The following is a 13,323-nucleotide window of genomic DNA, read 5'->3' as shown; positions in this document are numbered from 1 at the left end:
CCGGACCGGGCGTCCGGCCCGGCATTCGCCTAAATATTTGTAAAGGAAGAAAAAATCATGTTAGATGCAACCCTCAAAACCCAACTGAAATCCTACCTGGAAAAAGTGGTGTATCCGCTTGAGCTGGTCGCCTCTCTCGATGACAGCGCAAAAGCCCGCGAGATGAAGGAATTGCTCCAGGAAATAGTCCTGTTGAGCGACAAGATCACGCTGGTCGAGCGCCTTGACGCTGGCGTACGGGCCCCGTCGTTCAGCATCAACCGTACCGGCTCCGACATCGGCGTGCGTTTCGCCGGTGTGCCGCTGGGCCACGAATTTACCTCGCTGGTGCTGGCGCTGCTGCAAGTGGGCGGCCACACCATCAAGTTCGACGACGCCGTGATCGAGCAGATCCGCAACCTCGACGGCGATTACGAGTTTGAAACATTTATTTCGCTCTCCTGCCATAACTGCCCGGAAGTGGTGCAGGCATTGAATGCCATGGCCGTGATCAACCCGCGCATCAAGGTCACCACCATCGATGGCGGCGTGTTCCCGAAAGAAGTGGAAGCGCGCCAGATCATGGCCGTGCCGATGATGTTCCTGAATGGCGAGCACTTTGGCCAGGGACGCACGAATGTCGAGGAAATCCTCGCCAAGCTCGACACCAACGCCGGTGCACGCCAGGCGGAAGCGTTGAACAAGAAAGACGTCTTTGATGTACTGATCGTCGGCGGCGGCCCTGCCGGCGCGGCAGCGGCCATCTACGCGGCCCGCAAAGGCATCAAGACGGGCGTGCTGGCCGAGCGTTTCGGCGGCCAGGTGCTCGACACCCTTGCCATCGAGAATTTTATTTCGGTCAAGGAAACGGATGGTCCGAAGTTCGCCATGGCGCTGGAACAGCACGTCAAGGAATACGAAGTCGACATCATGAATACCCAGCGCGCCGCGAAATTGACGCCAGGCAAGTTGGTGCAGATTGAAACGGCCAATGGCGCCATCTTGAAAGCCAAGACCGTCATCCTCGCCACCGGTGCCCGCTGGCGCGAAATCAACGTGCCGGGCGAGAAGGAATACCGCAACCACGGTGTCGCCTACTGCCCGCACTGCGATGGTCCGCTGTTCAAGGGCAAGCGCGTGGCCGTGATCGGCGGCGGCAACTCGGGCGTGGAAGCGGCGATCGACCTGGCCGGCCTGGTGAAGCACGTGACCCTGATCGAATTCGGCGCGGAACTGCGCGCCGATGCGGTGCTGCAACGCAAGCTGCACAGCTTGCCTAACGTGACCGTGATCACGTCGGCGCAAACGACCGAAATCCACGGCGACGGCAAGATCGTCAATGGCCTGAGCTACACGGACCGGGTCAGCGGCGAGTCGAAAAAGGTCGAACTGGAAGGCGTCTTCGTGCAAATCGGCCTGGTGCCGAACACGGAATGGCTGAAGGGCACGGTAGCGTTATCGCGCCACGGCGAAATCGAAGTCGATGCACGCGGCCAGACTTCGATCCCCGGCGTGTTTGCGGCCGGCGACGTCACCACGGTGCCGTACAAGCAGATCATCATCGCCACCGGCGAAGGCGCCAAGGCAGCTTTGTCCGCCTTTGACCACCTGATCCGCTCGGATGACGAGGAAGTGGTCGAAGAGTCCGCAGCCAAGGAAGCACTGACGGCGTAACTATTAGCCGTATCAAGAAAAACCGGAACTGCCGCAAGGTGGTTCCGGTTTTTTTATGCATAGAAGAAACTTAGCTGCCCGCGTACAGCGGGTTGCCGGCCACATACACTTGAATCCCATCGACGGGCATGTCCTTCGGCGCGATCTCGGCCAGGGCGAAGACGGTCTTGTTGCTGAAGGTTTGCACGTGCCACGTAAAACGCTGGCCGGCGCGCGCGATGGTGACGGTTTCGCCGTGCGTGACATTGATGTGGCGCGTGTCGGGCTGCAGGTCGATGCTGCGTTGGGCGGCGGCGTGCGGGGCGCTGCTGCCATAGTCGGCGGCCGTGCCTGTCGGACCGGCCGCGATGGCCGAGGCGGCGAAGGCGGCGCACAAAATCGCCAGGGCGCTGCGGTGGGTGTTCAACATAGTAATCTCCAAGAATAAGCCTGGCGCGGTGAATAAGCGCGCCGTGTTATGGGTAATGGCTGCACCGGGATCGCCGGATTTTGCAACACGGCATCGTAAGCTGTCCTTGGTCGATCTGCAAAGCTGTATTTCCTGTCTATATTTCCACCGTGGCCGCCAGCGGCACATCCGGCGCCAGGTGGCTGGTCAGCACGATGCACTGGCGCGCCAGGCGGGCGGGATCGGCCAGGCGAGCGCGCAGGTACAGCATGGCCGCCGCATCGAGGCCGTTGAACGGTTCATCGATCAGCAGCAGGCGCACGGGCAAGGCCAGGGCCAGCGCCAGTTGCAGTTTTTTATGCTGGCCCAGGGACAGGGCGTTGATGCTTTGCTGCAAGGTCGACGTCATGGCAAACGCGCTCAGCTCGTCGTTCAGCAGGGACTGGTCGCTGCCCGGATACAGGGCCAGGTGCAGGTCGAGAAATTCGTGCACTTGCAGCCAGGGCAGGGCGGGTAGGTCGCCGCCGCAATAGAAGGCCAGGGCGCGGTAGGCCAGCGGCATGGCGACGCTGTCGACGTCATTCAGGCGGATGGCGCCGCGCGCGGGCAGCAGGGCGCCGCCTGCCAGCTTCAGCAAGGTCGTCTTGCCGGCCCCGTTCGCGCCGCGCAGCCAGTTGATGCCGGGGCCGAATTGCAGATTGCAGCCCTGGAAGACGCTGTGCGTGGGGAAGTGGAAATCGAGGTGTTCGATCTGCAGGGTGGGGGACGACAGGTTCAATTCCATAATTCGCTTCCGATGGCGCTCAAGGCAAGGATGGACAGGACGATGAGGGCGACTCGGCCACGCGCCGTGAGGCGGGGCAGGCCGACGATGGCCAGCAGGGCCAGGCTGGCGGTGATGGCGTACACGCTGGTGACGCGCTGCCGCAAGGCGGCGGGATCGGTGGCGTACAGCAAGACGGCGCCTGCCAGTAGCACGGCAAACGGCGGCAGCAGGCTGGCCGTGCAGGCCAGGCGCGTCAAGGCCGTGCTGGCCATGGGCCAGGCGTTCAGCGTGGGGCGCAGCACGGCGATCTGCTCGCGCACGGCCTTGTCGCCCCGGTCCGTCAGAATGACCAGGCTGGCGCTGGCCAGCAAACCCAGCAGTGGCGCCGGCACGAGCGGTGCGCGCAGCAGCCAGGCCAGCATGCTGGCGCCAGCCGTGGCCAGCAGCACGCTTTGCTGCAGGCCGATCACATTGTCATTGCGCCAGAACGGCAGCCAGAACAGCTGGCGCCACAGGTACGCGGTGCGCCAGCGGGGCCGTTGCGGCACGTACGTCGTCATCGTTGGCGGGCGCGCCCTTGCTGCGGGCCGCGGCGCGCGCAGCCGCTGCGCCACGATGAGCGTTGTCAACAGCCAGGCCAGCAGCCAGACGGCGATGGTGGCAGCGATGCCGGGCGCGGCAATCGGGCGCAGCCAGGGAGGCGATTGCGCCAGCCAGATGCTGGCCGAGACGGCATAGGCGAGGCCCAGCGGCAGCATCAGCAGGCCGGCCACGGCGACATCCGCTTGCCAGCGCAGGCGCGGCGGCAAGGGCAGCTGGCGCAGCCAGGCGGCGAGGGGGGCCGGCAATAATCGCTTGCGCAGCAGCCAGGCGGGCAGGCATGTGAACAACGCTTGCGCGCCCAGCAGGCCCAGGGCGGCGGGCCAGGGCAGGCCCACGGCGAGAAAGCCGGGCAAGGCGATGACGCTGAGTAAGCCCAGCAAGACGGGGCCGGCCAGGAAAAAGAAGATTTCCATGGAACTGGTCAGGCTGGCGGCAAATTGCAGCAAAGCATGATGGGCCAGGCGCAGCCGCAGAGCGATATAGGGATGAGTACTACGGGGCAAGCGCATCGAGGCAGGAGCGGCAGAGTCAGCAGGAGCGCTGATTCTAGAGCATTTGTGGTCCCGAAATGGGAAAAGCCCTTCGGTTCTGGGAACCAAAGGGCTTTTCTTTTATTGGCGGAGCGGACGGGACTCGAACCCGCGACCCCCGACGTGACAGGCCGGTATTCTAACCAACTGAACTACCACTCCAAGCTCGTATGATCTGTGTTGCTGATCCATGAAGCACTGGATAATTTTCTGTATTGGTGGTGGGTGCTGAGAGGCTCGAACTCCCGACCTACGCCTTGTAAGGGCGCCGCTCTACCAACTGAGCTAAGCACCCGCATACCCAGAAAACTATCCCGACGTTTGTCACCACGTCTGGAAGAGGCACTATTATAGGGGGCGCTTTCCCCCTTGTGCAACTATTCTTATGGGATAAAAGCTTTTTTTTGCTGAAAAACGCAAAAATATTCGGGGCGAGGGAGGGTTGACGCTTTTTCTGCTTCTGAAATGGGAAAAGCCCTTCGGTTCAGAGAACCAAAGGGCTTTTCTTTTATTGGCGGAGCGGACGGGACTCGAACCCGCGACCCCCGACGTGACAGGCCGGTATTCTAACCAACTGAACTACCACTCCAAGCTCGTATGATCTGTATTGCTGATCCATGAAGCACTGGACAGTTTTCTGATTTGGTGGGTGCTGAGAGGCTCGAACTCCCGACCTACGCCTTGTAAGGGCGCCGCTCTACCAACTGAGCTAAGCACCCGTTGCTTGTCTCAGAAAACCATCCCGACGTTTGTCACCACGTCTGGAAGAGGCGCTATTATAGGACGGGCGAAATCCTTCTGCAAGCGCTTTTTTTCACTTTACTCTGTAATACCCCATTGCGATAGCATCCACGCCATATTGAACGCATTCTCGGCGATGGCGTTATAGCGGCCCGAGGCGCCGCCGTGGCCGGCGCCCATATTCGTTTTCAGCAGCAGGGGATTGCCATCCGTTTTGTACGCGCGCAGCTTGGCTACATACTTGGCCGGTTCCCAGTACATGACCTGGCTGTCGTTGAGGCCCGTCGTCACCAGCATGGCTGGGTAATTTTTGCGCGCAATGTTGTCGTACGGCGAGTAGCTGAGCATGTAGTCGTAGGCCGCCTTCTGGTTCGGGTCGCCCCATTCCAGGTACTCGCCCGTCGTCAGCGGCAGGCTGGCGTCCATCATGGTGTTCATCACGTCGACAAACGGCACGGCCGCATGCACTGCGTGGAACAGGTCCGGGCGCATGTTGACGACGGCGCCCATCAGCAAGCCGCCCGCGCTGCCGCCCTGGATGATCAGGCGGTTCGGGCTGGTCCATTTTTCGCGCACCAGGTAGTCGGCGCTGTCGATGAAGTCATTGAAGGTGTTTTTCTTCTTCATCAGCATGCCGTCCTCATGCCAGGCTTCGCCCATGTCGGTGCCGCCGCGGATATGGGCCTGCGCATAGATGACGCCACGGTCCAGCAGGCTGATGCGGCTGATGGCAAAACTGGCTTCCGTGGAAATGCCATACGAACCATACGAGTACAGCAGCAGCGGCGCGGAACCGTCGAGCTTGACGCCTTTCTTGTAGACGATCCACAGCGGTACTTGCACGCCATCGCGCGCCTTCACCCACAGGCGCTGCGTGGTGTACCGGCTGCCGTCAAAGCCGCCGACGATTTCCTGCTGCTTCAGCACCGTGCGCTTGCCGTCTTGCATGCTGACGTCGATGATGGTGGGCGGCGTGACGGGCGACTGGTAGGACATGCGAAATTGCGTGGAGGAAAATTCCGGTGTTCCGACGGATGTCGCCAGGTAGACGGGGTCGTCGAACTGCACCGTTTTCCAGTTTTTATGCGCGAAATCAAGGATGCGCGCGCGGTTCAGGGCACGGGCCTTTTCCATCACCACCAGGTAGCCCTGGAAGACGTCGATGGACTGGATCACGGCATCCTTGTTGTGCGGTACGACGGTCTTCCAGTTCTTCGGCTGCGGCGCGGACAGCGGCGCGCTGACGATACGGAAATTCTTCGCCTCCTTGTTGGTCAGAATATACAGCTGGCCGTCGCGGTGCTCAATGCCGTAGCGGTGGCCTTTTTCACGCGGCAGCACGCTCTGGAAACTGCCTTGCGGCGTGCTCGTTGGCAGCAGCAGCACTTCGCTCGTATCCGTGCTGCGCGCGGTGAGCACAAAGTAGCGATGGTCGCGCGTGCGGCTCACGCCGATGGCGAACTGTTCCACAGGCTCGTGGTAGACCTGCTGCAAGGTGCCGCCCAGCGGCAGGCGGAACAATCGGTCCGCGCGCTTGGTCGTGGCGTCTTCCTGCGTAAGCATCAGGGTGGCGTTATCCGCCGCCCAGGCCAGCGATGTCACGCGCGGCATGCTGTCGCCCAGCAACTTGCCCGTCTTCAAATCCTTGACATGCAGCTCGTACTGGCGGAAACCCGTCGTGTCGGTGGTGTAGGCCAGCAATTGTTCATTCGGGCTGATGCTGAATGCGCGCACGGCAAAGAATTTGTGGCCTTCGGCCAATTGATTCTGGTCCAGCAAGATTTCCTCAGCCGCCTGCGCATCGTAGGCGCCACCAGCGCCGACGGGGCGGCGGCAGTGAATCGGGTATTGCTTGCCCGCTTCCGTGCGCGTGTAATAGTAGAAATTGCCCTGGCGCGCAGGCACGGACAGGTCCACTTCCTGCATGCGGCCCTTGACCTCCGCAGTCACCTTGTCGGCCAGCGGCTGGATCGGCGCCGTGACGGCGGCCGTGTAGGCGTTTTCCGCATTCAGGTAATCGATCACGGCAGGATCGGTTTTCTTTTGCAGCCAGCGGTAGTCGTCCGTGACGAGCGTGCCGTGGCGCGTTTCCTGCCACGCCGTCTTGGCGGCGACAGGCGCGGTGGCGAAGGTGGCGGCAACGGTGTTGGTGGCGTCGGCCAGCGCGGATGGCGCCAGCGTGGACAGAAGCAGGGCCGGCAGGATGGATAACCAGGCGGACCGGCGGCGCGAAGCGTGATGTGCTGTGGACAAGGCAACTCCCTAGGTTTCGTTGTTGTGCAGCGATTCTATTCTTGCTAAATAGAAAAGCCAATCATGATTTCAGTCAATACCGTTCCGGCGCTTGCATCCACGGACATTTGCAGTGATACTGTATATAATTACAGTATCCGACAGCATCCCGCCGCGAGGTGCCCTTGACCACATCTGCCCTTACATTGCCTGAAACCCGCCGCTGGATTGCCCACCTGGACATGGATGCCTTCTTTGCCTCAGTGGAACTATTAAAATATCCGGAACTGCGCGGCGAAGCCGTCGTCATCGGCGGCGGGCGCTTGCAGCAGCCCGTGCTGCAGGAAGACGGCACGCGGCAGTTTGCGCGCATGCGCGATTATGTGGGGCGCGGCGTCGTCACCACGTCGACCTATGCGGCGCGCGCGTTTGGCGTGTTTTCCGCCATGGGCATCATGAAGGCGGCCAAGCTGGCGCCCGACAGCATCCTGTTGCCGGCCGACTTCGAGGCTTACCGCGAGTATTCGGCGCGCTTCAAGCAGGCCGTGGCCCAGTTGTGCCCCATCATCCAGAACGTGGGCATCGATGAAATCTATGTCGACCTGACGGAGTATGGCGAGCAGGCGCCGGCCATGGCGGCGCGCCTGAAGGCGGCCGTGTCCGAGGCGACGGGCCTGTCGTGCTCGATTGGCCTGGCGCCCAACAAATTGCTGGCAAAAATCTGTTCCGACCTGGAAAAACCGGACGGTCTCACCATTTTGCAGCCCGAGGATATCGAAGCGCGCGTGTGGCCCTTGCCGGCGAAAAAGATCAATGGCATCGGCCCGAAGGCGACGGCCAAGCTGGAGGCCCTGGGCATCGTCACCATCGGCGAGCTGGCACGGGCCGACATGGCCATGCTACGCACGCAGTTTGGCGACTTGTACACGGGCTGGCTGCGCCAGGCGGCGCTGGGCATCGATGACCGGCCTGTGCAGACGAGCCGGGAAACCAAGTCCGTCAGCCGCGAAACGACGTTCGAGCGCGACTTGCAGGTGGTGCGCGACCGCGCCACCCTGTCGGAAAAGCTGGAAAGCCTGTGCACGCGCGTGGCCGGCGACCTCGACAAGCAATCGCTGGCCGGGCGCACGGTGGGCATCAAGCTGCGCTTCGAGGATTTCAGCACCGTCACGCGCGACATCACCTTGCCCAGCGCCACGGCGGACGCGGCCGCCATCCTGCGCGCCAGCCGCGATTGCTTGCGGCGCGTGCCATTTGAAAAGAAAATCCGCCTGCTGGGCGTGCGTATCTCGACCTTGTCCGATCCGGCCATCGTGACGCGGCAGGCGCCCGCCCAGGCGGAGCTGTTTCCCGCCCTGTAGCGGCATTCCCCACGCATCAACAACACCGCGCCAGTCCGCGCTTTTGACGGCATTCCCGTGTCGAAAGTGTAGAATGGCGTTCCCCTGGCACTACTGAAATAAACGGAAGACAAAAACTATGTGGTTCAAGAATCTTCAGATTTACCGCCTGCCCGCACCATGGGCCTATACGCCAGAACAACTGGAAGAGGCCTTGTCCTCGAACAAATTTACGCCGGCGACCAGCATGGATCTGATGCGCCAGGGCTGGGATACGCCACGCCCGAACGGCGGCCTGGTCCACGTGGTCAACAAGCAGATGCTGATCTTGCTGGGCACGGAAAAGAAACTGCTGCCAGCGACCGTCATCAATCAGGTGGCCAAGGCCCGCGCTGCCGAGATGGAAGAAGCGCAAGGCTTTGCGCCTGGCAAGAAAGCCATGAAGGAATTGAAGGAACGCGTGGCCGACGAGTTGCTGCCGCGCGCCTTCAGCATCCGCAGCAACGTCTGGACGTGGATCGACCCCGTCAATGGCTGGCTGGTGGTCGATGCCGCCAGCCCGGCAAAGGCCGATGAAGTCATCAAGCTGCTGTTGAAAGCCGTCGACAAACTGCCGCTGGAAAGCCTGCGCGTGCAGCGCTCGCCCGTGGCGGTGATGACGGAATGGCTGCAGGCCGACGACGCGCCTGCCGGCTTCACGGTCGACATGGATACGGAATTGCGCGCCACGGGCGAAAGCAAGGCCACCGTGCGCTACGTGCGCCACACCCTGGAAGCGGACGACGTGCGCCGCCACATCGCGGCCGGCAAGCAGTGCACGCGCCTGGCGATGACGTGGAACGACAAGATTTCGTTCGTGCTGACGGAATCGCTGGCCATCAAGAGCGTCAAGCCGCTGGACGTGATCAAGGAAACGGAATCGAGCACGAAGAACGACGAAGAACGTTTCGACGGCGACGTGATGCTGATGACGGGCGAACTGAGCAAGCTGATGGCCGACGTGGTCGAGGCATTGGGCGGCGAAGCGACGGCGTAACAGCAGCCATGCTGCTACAAAAAAAGGAGCTGCGGCTCCTTTTTTTTCGCCTGTGCAATATGTTGCAACATAAAAAAAGCGCCTTGCACGGTGAAGTGCAAGGCGCTTTCAGGACAATCTAATTTAAGACATCAAATTAGAACTTGTAGCTACCGGTGAAGTAGAACGAACGCATCATTGGATCAGCATAGCGTGGATCGAAGCCAACCTGGTGGCCCGACGAAGCGCGCAGCGACAGAGGCGGTTCACGGTCAAACAGGTTCTTGATACCAGCGCGCAGCGTCACAGCCGAGTTGAAGGCATAGCGGCCTTGCAGATCGACGGTGGTGTACGAAGGAACTTCCAGACGGATCGTTTCCAGTTTCCTGGTATCGACGTTCAGTACCGAAGCGGCTGCATCGGTGTAGCCGTTACGATAGCTGACAACCATGGTGCTGGTCAGTTTGCCGGTTTCCAGGCTCATGTTCAGCTTGACCAGATTACGGAACGTGACTGCATCGGTGATGCCGAAGTAGTTCATGTTGGTCGTCCACTGATTCTTGGTGCCTGGCACGGTGTAGTCAGCCTTGAGCATGTGGGTGCCGCTCAGGTTGGCCGTCAGGTTACCGAAATCAAAGCGATGACGCGCCGTCATGTCCCAGTCGATACCGCGGTTATGCGTCTGGCCGATGTTCATCGACAGCGATTTGAAGGCGAAGTAAGGCAGGCCGGTCGATGGCTCGATGTAGGTGCCGAACAGGTCTTTGTACAGCGTTGGATTGCCGAAGGCCTGGGTTTCGCTGACGGCCGAGACCGCGTCGGTGATCTTCACGTCCCACAGGTCGGCGCCGAACGAGAATGCCGAGCTAGGTTCGATACGGAAACCGACGGTGTATTGCTTCGATTTTTCCGGTTTCAGGTTTTCGTTACCACCAGCCAATTGGTTGTACTGGGTTGCTGCTGGACGGCACATGGCGTCGCCTGGGAACGGGCAGTTCCATGGTTTTGCCGTGAAGCCGTTGTTGACCAGCGGCTGGCCGATGTCCAGCATGCTCGGTGCCTTGAAGCCCGTGCCGTACGAACCGCGCAGCAGTACTTGCTGCACTGGCTGCCAGCGTGCCGTCACTTTGTAGGTGCTGGCGCTTTGGTCTTTACCGATGGACTTGTTCACCACGCCGTTGTCGATCTTGGTGATGGTGTCGTAACGGCCAGCCAGGCTCACTTCCACCGTTTTGGTGATAGGTGCCAGCAACTCTGCAAACACGCCGTAGGTTTCGCGGCTCAGGTCGTAACGTGGCGAGGTGTTGAAGTTGTAGATCGTGCTGGTGCTGGCACCGGCGCTTGGCGATTGCTCGTACTTGTATTCGCGGTAGTCGCCGCCGATACCGATATTGGCCTTGCCGCCTGGCAGGGTGAACAGTTCGCGCGAACCGTGCGCATCGATACCGCGCATGGTGGTCGATGCCGTACGGATCGAACCGTTGAATTGCGAATCGTTGATCAGCTTTTGCAGTTCTGGCGATGCGTTACCGGCTGGCAAGAATGGGTTGAACTGCGGATTGCTCTGCATCTTGACGAAGTCGGCGTTCTTGGCATAGCCGCCCACGTAGCGCTCGTCGATCGCGTTTTGCGACCAGGTCAGGGCCGATTCCACGTTCCATTCGCCGACTTCGCCTTCCACGCCGACGACGAAATGCTTGGTGTCGGTGATGGTGTTGCTGGCGCGGGTGCCCCAGTCGACCATGCGGTAGTTGGCGGTAACGGATTTCACGTCGTCATGCTGTGCTTGTGTCAGGCCTGGGCGCACGTACTGGTTGTACAGTGCGCTGTTCTTGGCGATGCTGATCGGTACCGGGTTGGCGGCGATACGTGCCGTCAGGTCAAAGCGCGACAGGGCCACTTCGGCAAACGCATTCAGGTTGTCCGTCAGTTTGTAGGTACCGCGAGCGAACAGGCTGTCGCGTTTCGATTCTGGAACGATTTCAACCGTCGAGCCGCCATCGAAACCGCAAGCCTTGCTATTGGTTGCCGTGACGTAGTTGGTCGGACCGCAATCGTTGCTGGCGCCACTGGCTGCCAGGTACGGATTGAACATGATCGGTTGCGTCGCGCTATTGTTGAACGCAACGGTGGCATTCGCTGGCGCGGTCGAGGTGCTGGTACGGTCGTAGATGTAGTTCTTGCCGCCATAGCTGACAGGAATGAACGACGAACGGGCGAACGAACGGTCCGTTGCGCGCAGTTTCGACTGCTCATCGTGGCGGTACGATACCAGCACGTTGAAACGGTCTTCGTCAAGATCGCCGAAGCCGTAGGTGACGTTGGTGTTCCAGGCGTTGCCGCCTTTATTTTCCGGGCCGCCATAGGTGGCTTCCAGAGTGCCGCCTTGGACATTTTTCTTCAGAATGAAGTTGATCACGCCGGCAATAGCGTCCGAGCCGTACAGTGCCGAAGCGCCGTCGGTCAGGATTTCGACGCGCTCAACCGCGCTCATTGGAATGGCGTTCAGGTTGACGGAGGTGCCCGAGCCTTGTGGCGCGATGCGGCGGCCGTTCAACAGGACCAGGGTGTAGCTTTCGCCGATATCATGGATCGACGCGCTGGTGCGGCCGCCCGAGTTGGAACCGGCAGCCACGGCGCCGATGGTGAAACCTTGCATGGCTGGCAGGCTTTGTACCAGGTCAGCCACGGTGGTAGCGCCGGTACGGGCGATCGCTTCTTGCGTCAGGCGCTGCACTGGCAGTGCGCCTTCGACGGCGATACGTTTGATACTCGAACCGGTAATTTCAACTTTTTGAATTGCTTCGTCCGCCATGGATTGGCCAGAGAACAAGACACTACCTGCCAGGACGGTCAGGGCCAGGCGTACGCTGCGCACGCCAATTTTTTCTTTAAATGCCATTATAACAATTACTCCGTAGTAGTTTTAATAACGACAAGCAGTACACGAGCACCGCTCAAGCCATCGGATGGATGGCCAGCGGAGGCGTGTACGGTAGGCGGAACCACGTCTGGGGGAGGTGGAAGACTACTTAGCGCAATATTGTTATAAATGCACTTCTTACTTGTCGAGGCAAACATTATGTCGTCTCAGCAAGAAAAAATGCACCTCAACCGTGTCGGATTTGGCAATAAATTGTGGATACAGAAGAATATTTAATTTAACTGTTAAATTACAGTTTTATATTTATATATATCGTCGTTTTTAAAAATGATCAATGGTGTTTTTTTACAACATAAAATTATTCTATTGGCAATTCGATGTTTTACCTACAATAATTCGAGAAAAACTATTGCTTTGCAGAATTTATGAAAGGTAAAAAAACGTAAAAAAAGCCCGTTAAAACGGGCTGGTCGAATTGTGACAGAGTGTCAGTCAGACCGTGTGCCGGTCTGCTTGCCGCGCCCCGTCTGCCAAAGGCTTACAACGGTTGGAACACGCCGGCGGCGCGGTTCTTTTGCACATTGTCCCAGGCGAAGATCTGGCCATTCATGGCCACATATACGCCGGCTGGCAAGGTTTGCGCCACACCGCAGGCAAAGCCCAGGTTGAACAAGGCATCGGAGTTGTCGATTTCGTAGGGAATCATGGCGCCCGTCAAGATCACCGTTTGCTTCAGGTTCGCCGCGCCCAGCACTTGCGCCGTTTCGCGCATGGTGTCGGTGCCGTGGATGATGACGATGGCTTTTTCCTGTGCCGCGCGGCACGAGGCCAGCACGCGCTGGCGGTCCGCATCTTGCATGTCGAGCGAATCGAGCAGGGGCAGTTGCTCCAGCGCCACGGGCGCCGTCATGCGCGCGCGGGCAATCGCTGCCGGCAAATGACTGTCGGAAAAGCCCAGGGTACCGTTCAATTCGTTGTAGTGTTTGTCGAAAGTGCCGCCAGTGGCGAGTATGCGCAAAGTCATGATGTGGTCACGATGTCAGTGGAGAATGACGCGCATGATAGCGTGGATTGGCACCGTTGCGTGAATGCCGCCGCAGATGGGGCAGCGTGCCTGCCGCCCTGCTGCCGCGCCGCATCTGGAAAATTTGGCCATCTGTGAGTACACTGG

General features: G+C 60.0%; 9 protein-coding genes and 4 tRNA genes. 3 read left to right on the top strand and 10 right to left on the bottom strand.

What is annotated here, in order from left to right; genetic code table 11:
• The first annotated feature begins 57 nt into the window (after window positions 1-57).
• Complete coding sequence (gene ahpF / locus U0004_RS00365) at window positions 58-1,653, top strand: alkyl hydroperoxide reductase subunit F (RefSeq protein ID WP_034780871.1); 1,596 nt, start codon at window positions 58-60, stop codon at window positions 1,651-1,653.
• Window positions 1,654-1,723: 70 nt separating this feature from the next.
• Here ahpF and U0004_RS00360 read toward each other — a convergent pair whose 3' ends face one another.
• The 8 genes from U0004_RS00360 to U0004_RS00325 all read right to left on the bottom strand — a co-directional run bounded on the left by U0004_RS00360 (window position 1,724) and on the right by U0004_RS00325 (window position 6,934).
• Entirely contained in the window at window positions 1,724-2,062 is a 339-nt protein-coding gene (locus U0004_RS00360; protein ID WP_070257814.1) for a CzcE family metal-binding protein, read from the bottom strand.
• 136 nt (window positions 2,063-2,198) lie between these two features.
• The gene (locus U0004_RS00355; RefSeq protein WP_070257815.1) at window positions 2,199-2,825 is read right to left on the bottom strand and encodes an ATP-binding cassette domain-containing protein; all 627 of its coding nucleotides are present in this window, start codon (window positions 2,823-2,825) and stop codon (window positions 2,199-2,201) included.
• A complete protein-coding gene (locus tag U0004_RS00350; protein WP_231958567.1) occupies window positions 2,816-3,913 on the bottom strand; it encodes a hypothetical protein in 1,098 nt (365 codons plus the stop codon). The genes U0004_RS00355 and U0004_RS00350 overlap by 10 nt, the downstream gene beginning before the upstream one ends.
• Window positions 3,914-4,025: 112 nt before the next feature.
• Window positions 4,026-4,102 (bottom strand) — tRNA-Asp (locus U0004_RS00345).
• A 57-nt stretch (window positions 4,103-4,159) separates the two neighbouring features.
• A tRNA-Val gene (locus tag U0004_RS00340) sits at window positions 4,160-4,235 on the bottom strand.
• A 217-nt stretch (window positions 4,236-4,452) separates the two neighbouring features.
• Window positions 4,453-4,529 (bottom strand) — tRNA-Asp (locus U0004_RS00335).
• A gap of 54 nt (window positions 4,530-4,583) precedes the next feature.
• Window positions 4,584-4,659, bottom strand: a tRNA-Val gene (locus U0004_RS00330).
• Between the two features lie 100 nt (window positions 4,660-4,759).
• Entirely contained in the window at window positions 4,760-6,934 is a 2,175-nt protein-coding gene (locus U0004_RS00325) for a S9 family peptidase (protein ID WP_070253902.1), read from the bottom strand.
• 185 nt (window positions 6,935-7,119) lie between these two features.
• Between U0004_RS00325 and dinB the strand changes: the two genes are divergently transcribed.
• Complete coding sequence (gene dinB / locus U0004_RS00320) at window positions 7,120-8,274, top strand: DNA polymerase IV (protein WP_034781190.1); 1,155 nt, start codon at window positions 7,120-7,122, stop codon at window positions 8,272-8,274.
• A 118-nt stretch (window positions 8,275-8,392) separates the two neighbouring features.
• Window positions 8,393-9,289 (top strand): recombination-associated protein RdgC, encoded by an 897-nt coding sequence (locus tag U0004_RS00315; protein ID WP_034754435.1) that lies wholly within the window; start codon window positions 8,393-8,395, stop codon window positions 9,287-9,289.
• A gap of 136 nt (window positions 9,290-9,425) precedes the next feature.
• On the opposite strand, the gene U0004_RS00310 is transcribed toward U0004_RS00315, so the two are convergent.
• A complete protein-coding gene (locus tag U0004_RS00310) occupies window positions 9,426-12,170 on the bottom strand; it encodes a TonB-dependent receptor (protein ID WP_070253900.1) in 2,745 nt (914 codons plus the stop codon).
• A gap of 520 nt (window positions 12,171-12,690) precedes the next feature.
• Window positions 12,691-13,176: an asparaginase domain-containing protein gene (locus U0004_RS00305; RefSeq protein ID WP_070253898.1), complete on the bottom strand. Its 486-nt coding sequence runs from the start codon at window positions 13,174-13,176 to the stop codon at window positions 12,691-12,693.
• Between the last annotated feature and the right edge of the window lie 147 nt (window positions 13,177-13,323).

Origin of the sequence: Janthinobacterium lividum, assembly GCF_034424625.1 — a bacterium.
GTDB lineage: Bacteria > Pseudomonadota > Gammaproteobacteria > Burkholderiales > Burkholderiaceae_D > Janthinobacterium > Janthinobacterium lividum.
Note: the sequence above shows the minus strand (reverse complement) of the source record. Positions and strands in the feature narration are given on the sequence as shown.

Bases quoted from the DNA above. Each gene is read 5' to 3' on its own strand.
- ahpF (WP_034780871.1), top strand. From the start codon at position 58: ATGTTAGATGCAACCCTCAAAACCCAACTGAAATCCTACCTGGAAAAA.
- U0004_RS00360 (WP_070257814.1), bottom strand. From the start codon at position 2,062: ATGTTGAACACCCACCGCAGCGCCCTGGCGATTTTGTGCGCCGCCTTC.
- U0004_RS00355 (WP_070257815.1), bottom strand. From the start codon at position 2,825: ATGGAATTGAACCTGTCGTCCCCCACCCTGCAGATCGAACACCTCGAT.
- U0004_RS00315 (WP_034754435.1), top strand. From the start codon at position 8,393: ATGTGGTTCAAGAATCTTCAGATTTACCGCCTGCCCGCACCATGGGCC.
- U0004_RS00310 (WP_070253900.1), bottom strand. From the start codon at position 12,170: ATGGCATTTAAAGAAAAAATTGGCGTGCGCAGCGTACGCCTGGCCCTG.
- U0004_RS00305 (WP_070253898.1), bottom strand. From the start codon at position 13,176: ATGACTTTGCGCATACTCGCCACTGGCGGCACTTTCGACAAACACTAC.